The following is a 15,742-nucleotide window of genomic DNA, read 5'->3' as shown; positions in this document are numbered from 1 at the left end:
GTTCGAAAGATTGCATCGCGCCGGTCGCGAAGCCGGAGGGATGAATATGGTCCGCGCCATCATGAATACAGGTCGCCTGTTCGTGCCGCTGCTCGCGGGGGCGAGTCTGCGCGACCGTATGATCGCGAGCATCGGCGCGCTGATCGGGATTGGTTTTGTCGGGCTGGTCTGCACCTCGCTGTTCCCGTCATCGATGCCCTGGATCGTCGCGCCGATGGGTGCCTCGGCTGTGCTGCTGTTCGCCGTGCCCGCGAGCCCGTTGGCGCAGCCCTGGTCGATTGCCGGCGGCAATGTCGTTTCGGCCATCGTCGGCGTGATCGTCGCCTGGGCTTGTCCCGACCCGGCGATTGCCGCTGCGGTTGCGGTTTCGCTCGCCATCCTGACGATGTCGCTACTGCGCTGCCTTCATCCTCCGGGAGGAGCGGCGGCGCTGAGCGCTGTTCTTGGCGGCTATGCGCTGTTTTCGGCGCATATGATCGATTTCCTGATCGTCGTGCTGGTCAATTCGCTGTTGATGGTGGGGATCGGCTGGCTATTTCACCGCTTTTCGGGACACAGCTATCCGCATCGTGCGAAGCCGGTCGAAGGCAAGGTCTTGCCGCCGACGCCGGCTTCCGGGTTGCTGATGGACGATATCGATGCCGCGCTCGACGATCTTGGTGAAACTTTCGATATCAGCCGCGAGGACCTTGCGCTGCTGCTCGACCGTGCCGAGGTGCATGCGGCGGAACGGGAAAAGAATTAACGAACGAGTGCGCCGCCCTTCATGACATGGTCGATCTTTTCGAGCACGCTGATGTCGACGAGCGGATCGGCCTTCACTGCGACGAAATCGGCGTAGCGGCCGGGAAGGATCGCGCCGACGTCCCCGCGCCCCATTTCCTCGGCGGCGCGTCCCGTCGCCGACTGAATCGCCTGCATCGGCGTCATCCCATATTTGACCATGTTGCGGAATTGCCGCGCGTTAAGCCCATGCGGATAGACGCCGGCGTCGGTGGCGTAACCGATGTTGACGCCAAGTTCGACCGCACGGCGGAAGGCGGCGCGCTGGGCATCGGTCGTTTCGCGATTCTTGCGCAGATATTCCTCGGGCCAGCCCTCCTTCGTGCCGACCTCGTCGATATAGGTGCCGTTATAGATATCCATCGCGAGCCATGTGCCGTGTTTTTTCGCGAGCTGGAGCGTAGCTTCGTCGGCAAGGCTGGCGTGTTCGATGCTGTCGACCCCGGCCTCGATCGCGTTCCGGATGCCGATCGCCCCGTGCGCGTGGGCGGTGACCTTTTTTCCGCGGGAATGGGCGACCTTGACGATTGCGCGAAGCTGTTCGGGCGTCAGTTCGGGCGCGCCGGGTTCGGTGCCGATCGCGAGCACCGCACCGGTGGCGATGGTCTTGATGAAATCGGCACCATGGTCGAGCAGATAGGCGGTTTTCTCGGCCGCCTCTTCGGGCGTCGCGGCGACGCCGAGGCGCATGTCGGGCGGTAATTGTTCGTTCGGAACAACGCCATTGAGTTCGCCGCCGCCCTTGGGAATCGTGAGATAGGCACCAGCGACCCACATCCGGGGACCCGGCACGTCGCCGCGGTCGATCGCGTTGCGCAGCGTCACGTCGGTCAGCCCGCGATAGGTACCGACGTCGCGCACGCTGGTGAATCCGGCATTGAGCGTAACGCGCGCGTTGCGCGCTCCGACGAGCGCAGTTTCGGCGGGCGAGGCCTTCATGGGGGCCGCAAGATCGGCGCTCTGGCCGAGATCGGCGAGGTGGGTGTGGAGGTCCATCAGGCCGGGAAGAACGGTGAAGGCCGACCAGTCCACGACGGTCGCGCCATCAGGCACCTTGCCGCACGCACCGATCGCCTTGATGCGTTGGGCCTGGACGATGATGCACTGGCCGTTGCGCACTTCGTTCGAGACGCCGTCGATCAGCCGTCCCGCCTTGATATAGAGTGTTTCGGCCGACGCGGGCGATGCCGCCAAAAGGCCTGCCGCGATGGCGGCGCTCAGATGGCGGTATCGAAAGCGTTGCACTGGCGTGGATCTCCCGTTTGCAGGCCGCGGCGCAGCCAGGTCATCCGTTGTTCGCTCGTCCCGTGAGTGAAGCTTTCTGGCACCGGGCGCTGACCCGCCGAGCGCATCAGCGTGTCGTCGCCGATCGCATTGGCGGCGCGCATCGCTTCTTCCATGTCTCCCGGCTCCATCACCGGCTGGCCGGCGCTGGTGCGTGCGCGCGCCGCCCAGACGCCGGCGTAGCAATCGGCCTGTAATTCCATGCGGACCTGCAGCGCATTGCCCTCGGCTTGCGAGGCACGACCCTGCGCGCGGCGGACCTGATCCGAAATGCCGGTGATCGTCTGGATATGATGGCCGACCTCGTGCGCGACGACATAGGCTTGTGCGGCGTCACCCGCGGCGCCGAACTTGCTGTCGAGCTCTCGGAAGAAGGCGGTGTCGAGATAGACGCCCTGATCGGCGGGGCAATAAAAGGGGCCCATCGCCGCCTGCGCTGCGCCGCAGCCCGAGCGGTTCTGGTCGGTGAAGAAGTTAAGCGTCGGCTTCTGATAGCCACTGACCAGATCGCCCCACACCTGGTGCGTCGAGCCGAAGACGTTGCATGCGAAGCGTTCGGCCTGCGTATCGCACGCAACATTGGCGCCGCTGCGGCTGTCGGTCATCGGGTCGCTCGTGCCGCCACCGGTGCTCAGAAGGTTGGCGCCGGGGCCGAGCAGAAAAAAGGCGACCGCGCCGATTAGCAGGATCGTCCCGCAGCCCATCTTGCGCCCTAGCAACATCGGCAGGAAACCGATCAGCAGTCCGCCAAGGCCGCCGCCACCGCCGCCGCCGAAACCGCCGCCGCCCCGGCCGAGATCGCGAATATCATCTCCGGGATCATAATCGTCGAGGCGCATGGGCTTTCTCCGGCGGCAAGGGTCCTGTGGCGGCGACTGTTACAGCAGCGGCGGGCAATTGGAAGGGCCTTCGCGGCAGACAAGCCATTGCAATGACGCGTGTTGCGGTGCACAAAACGCGCCTCCGCAACCAAGGATCCCTTGAGTCCATGCCCCGCCGAGCCGCCCGCGCTGCCTTGCCGCTTCCAGACCTTGTCGTGCTCGTCCTGCAGGGCGGCGGCGCGCTCGGGGCGTTTCAAGCCGGGGTCTATGAGGCGCTGATCGAACTCGGCATCGAGCTCGACTGGGTTGCGGGCATTTCGATCGGAGCCGTCAACGCCGCGATCATCGCGGGGAACGAGCGCGATCAGGCGGTCGGCAAGATGCGCACCTTCTGGGAGGGCGTATCGTCGGCGCTACCCTCGCTGCCGACGCCCGACAATGACTGGGCGCGCGAATGGTCGCATATGGCGGCGGCGGGGCAGGTGATGGCGTTCGGCGTTCCGGGCTTCTTCACCCCCCGCTTTCCGCCCCCCGCCTTCGCCGAGCGGCAGACGCCCGAGGCGATCAGCTTTTACGACACGGCGCCGCTGGTCGCGACGCTCGACCGGCTGGTCGACTGGGACCGCGTGAACAGGGGCAAGGTGCGGCTGTCGGTCGGCGCGGTGGCGGTCGAAACGGGGAATTTCCGTTATTTCGATACGACGTGCGATACGGTCGACGCGCGGCATATCCTGGCGTCGGGGGCGCTGCCGCCCGGTCTGCCGCCGGTCGAGATCGACGGGACTTGGTATTGGGACGGCGGGCTCGTCTCCAATACCCCGCTCGAGCATGTCGTCGCGTCGGCGAACGAGGATATGCTGGTGTTCCAGGTCGACCTGTTCCCCGCGCGCGGCGTGCGGCCGCACGATCTGGAAGAGGCCTGGTCGCGTGAGAAGGATATCCGCTATTCGAGTCGCACGCGGCGCATTTCGGATGGGCTGGTGCGGCGGCGCAAGGAACATCGGTTGATCGACCGGATGCTTGACAAGCTTCCGCAGGAATATGCCGAGCTGCCCGAGGTGAAGGCGGTGCGGCGGATGGTCGACTGCAAGGCGCTCAACGTCGTCCAATTAATCCACGAACCGCCCGCGTGGCAGACTGGCGCGCGCGATTTCGAATTTTCGCGATCGACGATGGAGGTCAATTGGGCGCTCGGCCGCGCCGCGGTCGAAGCGGCGATGAAGGATGGCCACCTGCTCGCCGAGAGCATCGCCGAAGGGCGGTCGGACAGTTTTGCCGTGCAATCGAATGCCTTGCGACCAAAGGCCGAACCCGACGTTTCTTGATATGCTCTCCCCCACCGAAAGGACCCCTATCATGCGCCTCAAAGGAAAGACCGCCCTCGTCACGGGATCAACGTCGGGAATCGGGCTCGGCATCGCCAAGGCCTTTGCGGCCGATGGCGCCGACATCATCATCAACGGCTTCGGCGAGGCGGAGGCGATCGAGGCGGAGCGCAAGGGACTCGAGGCGATCAGCGGGGGAAGGGCCGCCTATGACGGCGCCGATCTCACGAAGCCCGAGGCGATCGAAGAGATGTTCAAGCGCGCCGAAAAAGACTTCGACGGCGTTGACATCCTCGTCAACAACGCCGGGATGCAGTTCGTCTCGCCGGTCGAGGATTTCCCGGTCGACAAATGGGATATGATCATCGCGCTCAACCTGACCGCGGCCTTTCACACGATCCGTCACGCGGTACCGACGATGCGCAAGAAGAAATGGGGGCGGATCATCGGCACGGCATCAGCGCATTCGCTCGTCGCCTCGCCGTTCAAATCGGCCTATGTGACGGCGAAGCACGGCCTTGCGGGCCTGACCAAGACCGTCGCGCTCGAGGTCGCCGAGGCCGGGATCACGGTCAATTGCATCAGCCCGGGCTATGTCTGGACGCCGCTCGTCGAAAACCAGATTCCTGACACGATGAAGGCACGTGGGATGACGCGCGAACAGGTGATCAACGACGTGCTGCTCGCGGGTCAACCGACCAAGCAATTCGTCACAGTGGAACAGGTCGCGGCGATCGCCTCCTTCCTGACGCGCGACGAAGCGGCGAACATCACCGGCGCGAACCTCAGTGTCGATGGCGGCTGGACCGCTGCCTGATCCGCTCCGCCCTTGAGCAATCTCCTTTGCACTCCTAAGGTTAACCATCGAGGGAGTGGGGAGACGCGGAGAATCATGGGTCGCACCATAGGGGTTTTGGCGGTGGCGCTGTGCGCTACCTTGGGCGCTTGCAAGACCGTGCCGGCGATTCCGCCGTCGGCGGCCGACGTGCCGGCGGATACATCGGGTACGTGGCGGGCGACGGCGACCGATGCCGACAAGGAACGCATCCGCGGCTGGTACCGCAGCTGGCAGGCGGCGCTGGCCGACGCGCGCGCAAAGGGTTTTGGCGCCGATATCGACCGCGAGGGTGTGCTGTTGCAACCGATGGCGGCGCTCCCCAATCCGCACCTGCCCGCGGGCGATTATCGCTGCCGCACCGTTAAGATCGGGACGCAGGGGCGCGGAACGCTGGGCTATGTCGGTTACAGCTGGTTCCGCTGCCGCGTCGCGCCCGAACAGGGATTGTCGAGCCTGACCAAGCTGACCGGCTCGCAGCGTCCCGTCGGGTTGATCTTTCCCGACAATCTGAAACGGCAGGTTTTCCTCGGCACGCTCGAACTCGGCGACGAGAAGATCGCGGTCAATTACGGCAGCGACCGCCTGCGCGACATGGCGGGGCTGGTCGAACGGATCGGCGACAATCGCTGGCGGCTGGTGCTTCCGGCACCCGCCTATGAATCGCTGCTCGACGTGATCGAACTGGTCCCGGCGGGCTGAGGGCAGAACGGACAGACCGGCAAACAGGGGAATGATGATGCGGATTTTGTGGACGGGCGCAGCGGCCCTGGCGCTCGCGATGCCGGCTTCGGCGCAGTCGCTTCGCGGCGAGGTGGATAAGCAGATGCCGTCGCTGATGGCGATCTACAAGGATTTCCACGCCAATCCCGAACTAAGCTTCATGGAGGTGCGCTCGGCGGGCATCCTCGCCGCCGAGGCGCGCAAGCTGGGTTTCAAGGTGACCGAAAGGGTAGGCGGCACCGGCGTCGTCGCGGTGATGGAGAACGGCCCCGGCCCGGTGGTGATGGTCCGTGCCGACATGGACGGGCTGCCGGTGACCGAGCAGACGGGCTTGCCCGGCGCATCGAAGGTGCGCGTCACCACCAAGGAAGGCGTCGAAACGGGCGTAATGCACGCGTGCGGGCACGACACGCATATGACCGCCTGGATCGGCGTCGCGCGGCTGATGGCGGCGAATAAGGCGAAGTGGTCGGGCACGCTGGTGATGATCGGCCAGCCCGCCGAGGAACGTGGCGCGGGCGCGCGGATGATGCTCGAGGACGGTCTTTATACGCGTTTTCCCAAGCCGCAATATGCCCTTGCGTTCCACGACGCCGCGCAATTTCCCGCGGGCAAGATTGGCTATACGCCGGGCTATGCGCTCGCCAATGTCGATAGCGTCGATATAACGGTCAAGGGTGTCGGCGGTCACGGCGCCTATCCGCAGACGACGAAAGACCCGATCGTACTTGCGAGCCGCATCGTCGGCGCGCTCCAGACGCTCGTATCGCGCGAGGTCAGCCCGCTCGACAGTGCGGTGGTCACGGTTGGCAGCTTTCACGCTGGCGCGAAGCATAATATCATTTCCGACGAGGCAAAGTTGCAGCTGACCGTGCGCAGCTACACCGACGAGGTGCGCGATCACCTGCTGGACGGCATCGCGCGCATCGCGAAGGGCGAGGCGATCGCCGCAGGGATGCCGGACGACAAGATGCCGGTCGTAACGGTGCAACGCGACGAATATACGCCGGCAACGTTTAATACTCCCGATTTTACCCAGGAGATGGCGACGTTCCTGAAGGCCGGGTTTGGCGACGACCGGGTCGTTCAGATGCCGCCGGTGATGGGCGGCGAGGATTTCGGCCGCTTTGGGCGCGAGGACAAGAGCATCAAGAGCCTGATCGTCTGGGTCGGCGGGGTGCCGCAGGCCGAATATGATGCAGCGAAGAAGGACGGCCGGACGCTGCCCAGCCTGCACTCGCCCTTCTGGGCGCCCGACGCCCCCGCCGTGATCTCGACCGCGACCGAGGCGCTAACGGCGATGACGCTGAAGCTGATGGGGAAGGGGTAGGCTGGAGCCCGCTGCCATTTCCCAAATAAATTGGGATGGACCTGTTCGCGGGGCTGTGGTGAGCGAAAGCCATGTCTGCCAATCGACCTGCTCCCGGCTTGTCCGCATGCCTTACCGACCGGGAAATGGAAGTTCTGCGCCTGTTGGTTGCAGGGCATACCGTCAAGACCATCGCGGCGCGGCTGGGCCGATCAGAAACCTCGATCAACGAGCGTTTGCGTTCCGCTCGTCGCAAGACGGGGGTCGGTAGCAGCCGCGAACTGGCGCGGCTTCTGGATATCCAAAAAACTTGTGACGAAAATATCGATCTTCCGGGCTCGCGCGCCGCGGTGACAGATTTGGCGCGCACCGCAACCATCGGGGTTCGCGGTTCGAAAGGAATGATTGCCATGTTCATCGCAATATCTCTGGCGGCCGTCGGATTGATGGTCGCAGCCCCGGCTCCCACCGACCAGATCGGCATATCAAATGCTGTTCATGGTGCTGCGGCCCAGCCGCCGCTTGCGGGAAGCTGGTCGCTCGACGCTTCGCAAATGCCCGAGCAAGAACGGCCTCAGCGCGTGACGATGACGTTCCGGCCCACGCACGACGGCAAATGGACGACGCGGGTCGAAATCGTCGCGCCGGACGGCTCCCCCAGATATGCGGAATCGACCGCCGCGCTTGATGGCGTCGCCGTGCCCATCACCGGCAATATGGATTTTATCGATAGCGTCGCCCTGCGTCAGCCGGCGCCGGACACGTTGGTCATGACGCTGGGAAAGGCGGGCGCGCGGGTGTCGACGCGCGTTTATACCGTTGCCAAGGACCAGAAATCCATGACCGAAACGATTGTGTGGTCGAGCGACAAGCTTCAAAAACTGGAAACGACGCACTTTAATCGCGTTTCCTGATCGCTTCCGCCAATGGCATCGCGCGGGGCTTCGAAGAAATGCCGGACCTCACGCGTTCGGGCTTGCAAAGTCGCAGACGTCGGGCGCGCCATGCCCCCTCCCAACCTTCCGCACCCCCGGGGCTTGTCCCCGGGGGGCCGCCTTTTATGGTTTTCGTTCATTCCCCCGTGAATGCGGCAAAGCTGCCGCCGCGGCCGGCGCCGTCGGTAAAGCGTTTTGCGCCCGTCGCCGCGCCTTCGCGTAAGGGGGCCATGCCGGCGTGGGCTTCGTGGGCGAGGGCGTCCTCGATGTCGAAATCCCATTGGCGGTACGCGCTCAGCCGGTCGCTGTTCATGCAGATTTGCGGGAAGGCGGCGACCTGTTTGGCGAGCTCGATCGCGGCGGCGAGCGCGGTGCCGTCGGCGACGATGCGGTCGGCGAGGCCGATGCGATGGGCTTCATCGGCGGCAACGGGGCGGCCGGTCAGGATCATGTCGAGCGCGCGGCCCTGGCCGACGATACGCGGCAGGCGCACCGTGCCGCCGTCGATCAATGGCACGCCCCAGCGGCGGCAATAGACGCCGAAAACCGCGCTTTCCGCCGCGACGCGGAGGTCGCACCAAAGCGCGAGTTCGAGCCCGCCCGCGACGGCGTGCCCTTCGACCGCGGCGATCACCGGCTTTTCGAGCAGCATCCGCGTCGGCCCCATCGGCCCCGGACCGTCGGGGTCGTAGCGCGAGGCGCCGACCGCGCCGAGGTCGAAGCCGGCACAGAAATGGCCCGAACTGCCGGTCAGGATCGCGACGCGCGCGCCGGCATCTTTCGCGAACGCCGCGAAGGCTTCGCGGAGCGCGAGCGCGGTGAGCGGATCGACGGCATTGCGCTTCGCCGGGCGATCGATGGTGACGATCGTGACGGGGCCGTCCTTTGCGATGGTGACGCTCATCGGTTGTTCCTCCAAGGCATGCAGCGTGGCGCGGGACGGGGGGACTTGCAAGCGGCGGGCGCGCTTCCTACATATCGTTTATGCGGGCCGGGCCCCTCTGGCGTCGGCGGGACATGTCCCGCCACGTGATGTCGGACCGCATCGGGTGACACCGATGCTTGCGGCCCTTTCTCCCCCCTGTTTTGAGGGTAACGGCATCGGCGTCACCTGCTTGATTTCTCAATCAGGAGGCCCTTTTCGATGACCTTTTCTCCCAATTTCTATCGCCTGACCCAGCTCCATCGCCAGCTTGACGATGCCGAGCGGCGCGAGGCGCGCCGCCGCGGTGCCGATCCGTTCCGCCTGCTGCGGCTGAAGACGTTGAAGCTCGCGGTCAAGGAGCGGCTGGCGGCGCTGACGATGCGTTCGCCCGCGTTGCGCCCGGCGCTCGCCCGCTGATCACCGACATCTGACGACCGGAGCGCTGCCGAAAGGCGGCGCTTTCGGCGCATCCAGGGAAAGATATCATGGAGTTTCTGTTTGCCGACTGGCTGGGCACCCCGGCCTGGTTCTGGCTTTCGTTCATCACGCTGGTGGTCGCGTTGACCGCCTTCGACCTTGGCGTCCTCAACAAGGAAAACAAGGAGATGGGGATCGGCGAGAGTCTGAAGCTCTCGGCGCTCTATATCGGTATCGCGATGGCATTCGGCGCGTGGGTCTGGGTCGCGAAGGGCGGCGAGGCCGGCTTGCAATATTATACCGGCTTCTTCATCGAGAAGGCGCTGTCGATCGACAATATCTTTGTTATCTCGCTGATCTTCACCACCTTCGCGATCCCGCCGCGCTACCAGTATCGCGCGCTCCTTTGGGGCATAGTCGCGGTGATCGTGCTGCGCGGCATCATGATTGCCGGCGGTGCTGCGCTGGTCACCGAATATGGCTGGATACTCTATATTTTCGCGGCCTTCCTCGTCTTCACCGGCGTCAAGATGCTGTTTGCAAGCGATACGCCGATGGATGTGAAGGGCAATCCGGTCGTCAAATGGCTGTCGCGGCACATCCCGCTGACGCACGAACTGCACGGCGAGAAATTCTTCGTGCGCGTGGCGGACAGCAAGACGGGCAAGCTGGTGCTTACGGCGACTCCGCTGCTCCTCGCGCTCGTCGTGATCAACCTCGCCGACCTCGTGTTCGCGGTCGACAGCGTGCCGGCGATCTTCGCCATCACGACCGACACCTTTATCGTCTATACGTCGAATATCATGGCGATCCTCGGCCTGCGCGCACTCTATTTCGCGCTGTCGGCGATGGTCCATCGCTTCCACTATCTCAAATATGCGCTGGCGCTGGTGCTCGTCTTCATCGGTTCGAAGATCTTCGTGGCGGACTTCTTCCTCGGCGGCGACAAATTCCCGCCGTTGGTCAGCCTCGGCGTCACCGTCGCGCTGATCGCGGGCGGGATCATCTGGTCGCTGGTCAAGACGCGCGACCAAGAAGCGGTGTTGCCGCGATAAAAATGTCCGCCGGAAGCACAAGGGCTTCCGGCGGACAGGCTTTCCTCCCCAGGAAAGCTCGGGAGGCGCGAGGCGGGTCCCTGACCCCGCGCCAAGAGGGTTGGCGCGAGGGGTTGCAACGGGCCCCTCGCGCCGAACTCGTATCAGGCGGCGAACTGGTTCATCGTATTGTCCTTGCCCGCGGCTTTCAGCGCCGCTTCGCCGGCGAAATATTCCTTGTGATCATCGCCGATGTCGCTGCCCGACATGTTCTGATGTTTGACACAGGCGATGCCCTGACGGATTTCCGCGCGCTGGACGCCCTTGACGTAGCCAAGCATCGCTTCGTCGCCGAAATATTCCTTGGCGAGATTGTCGGTCGACAGCGCCGCGGTGTGGTAGGTCGGCAGCGTGATGAGGTGGTGAAAGATTCCCGCCCGCTTCGCCGCGTCGCGCTGGAAGGTGCGGATGCGGTTGTCGGCCTCTTTGCTGAGCTCGGTGTCGTCGTAATCGACGCTCATCAGCTTTGCACGGTCATACGCGCTGACGTCCTTGCCGTCCTTCTCCCACGCGTCGAACACCTGCTGGCGAAAGTTGAGCGTCCAGTTGAAGCTGGGCGAATTATTATAGGCAAGCTTCGCATTGGGGACGACTTCGCGGATGCGGTCTACCATGCCGGCGATCTGTTCGATGTGCGGCTTTTCGGTTTCGATCCACAGCAGGTCGGCGCCGTTCTGCAAGGATGCGATGCAATCCATGACGCAGCGGTCCTCGCCGGTTCCGGGGCGGAACTGGTAGAGGTTCGAGGGCAGGCGCTTCGGGCGCATCAACTTGCCGTCGCGGTTGATGAGGACGTCGCCGGGGTTGCCCGCGCCTTCGACCTCTTCGCAATCGAGATAGCTGTTGTACTGGTCGCCGAGGTCGCCGGGTTCCTTCGAGAAGGCGATCTGTTTAGTCAGGCCCGCGCCGAGGCTGTCGGTGCGCGTCACGATGATGCCGTCTTCCACGCCGAGTTCCATGAAGGCGTAGCGGCAGGCACGGATCTTCGCGATGAAATCCTCGTGCGGCACGGTGACCTTGCCGTCCTGGTGGCCGCACTGCTTTTCGTCCGACACCTGATTTTCGATCTGGAGCGCGCAGGCGCCAGCCTCGATCATCTTCTTGGCCAGCAGATAGGTCGCCTCGGCATTGCCGAAGCCGGCGTCGATGTCGGCGATGATCGGAACGACGTGCGTTTCATGATTGTCGATCGCGGCCTGAACCTGCTTTGCCTTGAGCTCATCTCCTTCGGCGCGCGCGGCGTCGAGGTCGCGGAACAGCATGCCGAGTTCGCGGGCGTCGGCCTGGCGCAGGAAGGTGTAGATTTCCTCGATCAGCGCCGGGACGCTGGTCTTTTCGTGCATCGACTGGTCGGGCAGCGGACCGAATTCGCTGCGCAGCGCGGCGATCATCCAGCCCGAGAGGTAGATGTAGCGGCCCTTGGTGGTGCCGAAATGCTTCTTGATCGAGATCATCTTCTGCTGCGCGATGAAGCCGTGCCAGCAGCCCAGGGACTGGGTGTAGTTCGCGGGGTCGGCGTCATAGGCCGCCATGTCGGCGCGCATGATGCGCGCGGTGTAGCGAGCGATGTCGAGGCCGGTGCGGAACTTGTTCTGGGCGCGCATGCGGGCGATGCTCTCGCCGCTGATGCCGTCCCACGTGCCGTCATAATCGCGAATGAGGCGGCCTGCCTGCGCCATGTCTTCTTGGTAACCCATCGTCTTTGTCCTTGAGAGGAGGTGATGGGTGGAAGTTGGCGAAAGTGCCGCGGAAAGTGAAAAGCTTTGTCAATAAAATTTGTGAAATACGGGAATAAGGTGTAAATTGGCGTGTAAATTAGTAAAGAAAGTTACACGACAATGGCCGAGCGAAGGGTGTTTGCGGGACCGGCGGTGCGACGCGCCCGACGCGACGCGGGGATGACGCAGGCCGCCATGGCCGAGGCGCTCGATATTTCGCCGAGCTACCTCAATCTGATCGAACATGGCCAGCGACCGCTGAGCGCGACAGTGCTGGTAAAGCTGGCGGAACGTTTCGGTTTCGACGCCGCGAGCCTCGGCGGCGAGGACGTGCCGGGGGGCGCGGCGGGGCTGCGTCGCCGGCTCGCCGACCCGCGCTTCGCCGACCTCGGCATCGGCGCGCAAGAGGTCGAGGAGTGGTTGCAGACCGCCCCGGCGACCGCCGCCGCCTTTGCACGGCTGTTCGATGCGGCGCCCGAGGAGCATTCGGAAGGTGAGGGCGATGCGCCCGAAGTGGCCGCAGTGCGCCGCGCAATCGAGAAATGGCGCAACCATTTCCCCGATCTCGACCGTCAGGCCGAGGAACTGGCCGACGAATTGCGGCTCGCTGGCGGCGATCTTTATGGCACGATTTCAGAGCGTTTACGCACACGGCACCAGCTGGGCATCCGTATATTGCCGAGCGACGTAATGCCCGACCGGCTGCGCTGGCTCGACTGGCACGCGCGGCAACTTATGCTGAGCGAACTGCTGCGCCCCGCGTCGCGCACCTTCCAGGCGGCGGCGACACTGGCACAGGTCGAGGCAAAGGGCGAGATCGACGCGCTGGTCGTGGGCGCCGAATTTGCCGAGACCGCCGCGGCGCGCCTGTTCGAGCGGCACCTGGTCCACTATTTCGCCGCCGCGCTGATGATGCCGTACAGCCGCTTTCTGCGCGCGTGCGACGCGACGGGGTACGATCTGTTGCTTCTCCAGCGGCGCTTCGGCGCGGGTTATGAGCAGGTCGCGCACCGGCTGACGACCTTGCAGCGTGTGGGTGCCCGTGGACTGCCCTTTTTCATGCTGCGCATCGATCGCGCGGGGCAGGGGAGCAAGCGCTATGCCGGGGCGAGCCAGTCGCCGCTGACGGGCGGCGACGCGCGCTGTCCGCTTTGGGGCATCCACGAAGCCTTCGCGCGTCCGGGCGAGGTCGTCGCCGACCTCGTCGAACTCGAGGACGGTTCGCGCTGGTTCACCCAGTCGCGCTCGGTCGCGGCACCCGGCGCGACGGGTAGCGGCACTCCGGCGCGCTTTGCCGTCTGCGTGGGGGTCGACGCGAAGGTGGCGGCGCCGCTGGTCGCCGCGCGCGGGCTCGACCTGATGCGCAGTCCCGCCACACCGATAGGCCTCGGATGCAGGCGTTGCACGCGCACCGGCTGCGTCCAGCGATCGATGCCGCCACTCGGCCGGCCGCTGCGCTTTCGCGACGGCGAGCGGGGAGTTTCGGCGTTCGATTTCGCCGGCGATTGATCCCTCGATCGCGGTACCGCTTAAATTGGCACGCGCCGTGCCGTATTGGGAAGGGTGCGTGCTGATCAGATGGCCGCAACGGGACCCGAAATGCTTGTTCGAATCGAATTGAAGGACGTCGAAATCGGCATGTTCGTCCATGCCTTTGAAGGGTCGTGGTTCGATCACCCGTTCTGGCGCCGCTATTTCCGCGTGGAGACACAGGAACAGCTCGACCGGATCCGCAATTCGGACATCGACGGGATTATCATCGACGACGCGCGCGGGCGCGGGCCCGCCGACGGCTGCGAGCCCGTCGCACCGACGCAAATATGGCGCGCCGGGCGCGCGCCGGTATCCGGGCAGGCGGGGAGCAAGGCCAAGCGGGTTCGCGCCGGCGGAGCCCTCGCGCCACCGCAATCGTCCGCGGACGAAGCGCCGCGCCGCCGCGCGGGCTACGCCGGCGAATGCCGCCGGGCAAAGCGAACGATCGAGCGGAGCCGCGCGGCGGTGGCGGACATGTTCGACGGGGCGCGGCTCGGCCGTGCGGTCGAGGTTCGCCGAATGGTCCAGCTCGCAAGTGCGATCGGCGCCTCGATCGAACGCGATTCAAGGGCGCTGATCAACCTCGTCCGGTTAAAGGAGAAGGACGAATATACCTATCTCCACTCGGTCGCGGTGTGCGCGCTGATGATCAATTTCGCCCGTCATCTCGAACTCGGCCCCCAAGAGGTCGAGGACATGGGGGTTGCGGGGCTGTTGCACGACGTCGGCAAGGTCGCCGTGTCCGATCAGGTTTTGAACAAACCCGGCGGGCTGTCAAAGAAGGAAATGCGCTCGGTCCGTTCGCACCCGGTCGCTGGACATCGCCTGCTTGCGAGTTCGCCTGGTGCCCCCGCCGTCGCGCTGGAGCTCTGTTTGCGCCACCATGAGAAGATCGACGGCACCGGCTATCCCGGCGGGCTGAAGGGCGACGAGCTATCGCTCGCCGCGCGCATGGGAGCGATTTGCGACGTTTATGATGCGGTCACGTCGAACCGCCCCTACAAGCAGGCGTGGACGCCCTGCGAGGCGATGACGGCGATGACGCAGTGGGAGGGGCATTTCGACCCGTTGCTGCTCGACCGTTTTGCCGACAGCCTGGGCATTTATGCCGTCGGAACCTTGGTCCGGCTGTCCACCGGCGAGTTGGGCATTGTCGTCGGAAGCGCCGGCGAAGCCGACGAGGATGTCGTCGTTCGCTCCTTTTTCGATTGCGCGATGCTGGCCGAAATCGACCCCGTCGATCGTGCGATCGCTCCGTCTGCGGCCCATCCGCGGATCGTCGGACGCGACAGCCCCAGTTTCTGGCGGTTCGACGATTGGGAGAGGCTGCGGGCGAGAATCCTGACCCTAGCGGCGCCCAATGAAGCATCGCCGCAAACTGCAGGCGCCGCCGCGGATGCCGCGATAGCGAATGCGGCGGTCAGAAGCGGTAGCTGATCGTTCCCATGACGTTGCGCGGAACTCCGACGAAGCAGTCGCCGCGGGCGAGGCAGATGCGTAATATTTGTTGTTGAGCAGGTTCGTGGCGTTGACCGCGAACCGCAGATTGCTCCAATAGATTTCGGCGAGTACATCGACCGTCGCCGCTATGGCGACCCCGCCGCCGAGGCGCAGTTGCGCGTCTTCGCGGAGGCCGAAAGTCTTGGTCGACCAGAGTGACGCGGTATGGCGCGGCATATGATCGAGGCTGGTGTTGGTTTCGGACTTGAGCTTCGAATAGCCGTAGTTGGCGAGGAGCTCGAAATTGCCGGGTAGCGTGTGGCTGACCTCGATCTCGAAACCCTTGGTATCGAGCACGCCCGACTGGGCGGTGCCGCCGGCGGCGAGATAGAGAACGCGGTTGCGTTCCTCGATCTTGAAGGCGGTGGCGGTGACGAGCGTGTTCGCCGTTTCGTCGGCGCGCGCGGCGGCGGCCGTGAAGACGAGGTCCGCGGCGCCCCCCATGACGAGCGTCCGGACGAAGTTCATATATTCCCTTTTTTGCGACTCGATCTCAATTAGTCGCGTGGCTAGGGATATTGACATTCGTATGAGTGTTGG

14 protein-coding genes and 1 pseudogene are annotated in these 15,742 nt (G+C 64.6%); 10 read left to right on the top strand and 5 right to left on the bottom strand.

The window, feature by feature from the left end; all coding sequences use genetic code 11:
* Nucleotides 1–46 precede the first annotated feature (46 nt).
* A complete protein-coding gene (locus HDC35_RS02650) occupies nucleotides 47–745 on the top strand; it encodes an HPP family protein (protein WP_260397458.1) in 699 nt (232 codons plus the stop codon).
* On the opposite strand, the gene HDC35_RS02645 is transcribed toward HDC35_RS02650, so the two are convergent.
* Nucleotides 742–2,028 (bottom strand): amidohydrolase family protein, encoded by a 1,287-nt coding sequence (locus HDC35_RS02645; protein ID WP_184643360.1) that lies wholly within the window; start codon nucleotides 2,026–2,028, stop codon nucleotides 742–744. The two genes, HDC35_RS02650 and HDC35_RS02645, sit on opposite strands and share 4 nt — an antisense overlap.
* Nucleotides 2,001–2,906 (bottom strand): neutral zinc metallopeptidase, encoded by a 906-nt coding sequence (locus tag HDC35_RS02640; RefSeq protein ID WP_184643358.1) that lies wholly within the window; start codon nucleotides 2,904–2,906, stop codon nucleotides 2,001–2,003. The genes HDC35_RS02645 and HDC35_RS02640 overlap by 28 nt, the downstream gene beginning before the upstream one ends.
* Before the next feature lie 149 nt (nucleotides 2,907–3,055).
* Here HDC35_RS02640 and HDC35_RS02635 point away from each other — a divergent pair, with 149 nt between their 5' ends.
* The 5 genes from HDC35_RS02635 (at nucleotide 3,056) to HDC35_RS02615 (ending at nucleotide 7,994) form a co-directional block, all read left to right on the top strand.
* On the top strand, nucleotides 3,056–4,213 hold the full coding sequence (locus HDC35_RS02635) for a patatin-like phospholipase family protein (protein ID WP_184643356.1): 1,158 nt from the start codon (nucleotides 3,056–3,058) through the stop codon (nucleotides 4,211–4,213).
* A gap of 31 nt (nucleotides 4,214–4,244) precedes the next feature.
* On the top strand, nucleotides 4,245–5,030 hold the full coding sequence (locus tag HDC35_RS02630) for a 3-hydroxybutyrate dehydrogenase (protein WP_184643354.1): 786 nt from the start codon (nucleotides 4,245–4,247) through the stop codon (nucleotides 5,028–5,030).
* A 75-nt stretch (nucleotides 5,031–5,105) separates the two neighbouring features.
* Nucleotides 5,106–5,750: a DUF4893 domain-containing protein gene (locus HDC35_RS02625; protein ID WP_184643352.1), complete on the top strand. Its 645-nt coding sequence runs from the start codon at nucleotides 5,106–5,108 to the stop codon at nucleotides 5,748–5,750.
* Between the two features lie 34 nt (nucleotides 5,751–5,784).
* Nucleotides 5,785–7,101, top strand: a complete 1,317-nt coding sequence (locus tag HDC35_RS02620; RefSeq protein ID WP_184643968.1) for an amidohydrolase — start codon at nucleotides 5,785–5,787, stop codon at nucleotides 7,099–7,101.
* A gap of 71 nt (nucleotides 7,102–7,172) precedes the next feature.
* Nucleotides 7,173–7,994 carry a helix-turn-helix transcriptional regulator gene (locus HDC35_RS02615; RefSeq protein ID WP_221438070.1) on the top strand — a complete coding sequence of 274 codons (822 nt, stop codon included), beginning with the start codon at nucleotides 7,173–7,175 and terminating at the stop codon, nucleotides 7,992–7,994.
* 157 nt (nucleotides 7,995–8,151) lie between these two features.
* Here the strand turns inward: HDC35_RS02615 and HDC35_RS02610 are convergent, their stop codons facing one another.
* Nucleotides 8,152–8,919, bottom strand: a complete 768-nt coding sequence (locus tag HDC35_RS02610; RefSeq protein ID WP_184643350.1) for a crotonase/enoyl-CoA hydratase family protein — start codon at nucleotides 8,917–8,919, stop codon at nucleotides 8,152–8,154.
* Between the two features lie 240 nt (nucleotides 8,920–9,159).
* On the opposite strand from HDC35_RS02610, the gene HDC35_RS02605 reads away from it, so the two are divergent.
* Nucleotides 9,160–9,357, top strand: a complete 198-nt coding sequence (locus HDC35_RS02605; protein WP_184643348.1) for a DUF465 domain-containing protein — start codon at nucleotides 9,160–9,162, stop codon at nucleotides 9,355–9,357.
* Nucleotides 9,358–9,425: 68 nt separating this feature from the next.
* Complete coding sequence (locus HDC35_RS02600) at nucleotides 9,426–10,412, top strand: TerC family protein (protein WP_184643346.1); 987 nt, start codon at nucleotides 9,426–9,428, stop codon at nucleotides 10,410–10,412.
* A 143-nt stretch (nucleotides 10,413–10,555) separates the two neighbouring features.
* On the opposite strand, the gene HDC35_RS02595 is transcribed toward HDC35_RS02600, so the two are convergent.
* Complete coding sequence (locus tag HDC35_RS02595; protein WP_184643344.1) at nucleotides 10,556–12,148, bottom strand: isocitrate lyase; 1,593 nt, start codon at nucleotides 12,146–12,148, stop codon at nucleotides 10,556–10,558.
* Nucleotides 12,149–12,289: 141 nt separating this feature from the next.
* On the opposite strand from HDC35_RS02595, the gene HDC35_RS02590 reads away from it, so the two are divergent.
* Together HDC35_RS02590 and HDC35_RS02585 are read left to right on the top strand one after the other, a co-directional pair.
* Nucleotides 12,290–13,678: a short-chain fatty acyl-CoA regulator family protein gene (locus HDC35_RS02590; RefSeq protein WP_184643342.1), complete on the top strand. Its 1,389-nt coding sequence runs from the start codon at nucleotides 12,290–12,292 to the stop codon at nucleotides 13,676–13,678.
* A 90-nt stretch (nucleotides 13,679–13,768) separates the two neighbouring features.
* Entirely contained in the window at nucleotides 13,769–15,139 is a 1,371-nt protein-coding gene (locus HDC35_RS02585; protein WP_184643340.1) for an HD-GYP domain-containing protein, read from the top strand.
* On the opposite strand, the pseudogene HDC35_RS02580 reads toward HDC35_RS02585, so the two are convergent.
* Nucleotides 15,123–15,586 (bottom strand): annotated as a pseudogene (locus HDC35_RS02580) (TonB-dependent receptor domain-containing protein); the annotation flags it as partial. The gene HDC35_RS02585 and the pseudogene HDC35_RS02580 overlap by 17 nt on opposite strands.
* Between the last annotated feature and the right edge of the window lie 156 nt (nucleotides 15,587–15,742).

The sequence above is a fragment of the Sphingopyxis sp. JAI128 genome (assembly GCF_014207235.1).
In the GTDB taxonomy this organism is placed as follows: domain Bacteria; phylum Pseudomonadota; class Alphaproteobacteria; order Sphingomonadales; family Sphingomonadaceae; genus Sphingopyxis.
The sequence above is the reverse complement of the archived record's forward strand: the minus strand, read 5'-3'. Positions and strand labels throughout refer to the sequence as shown.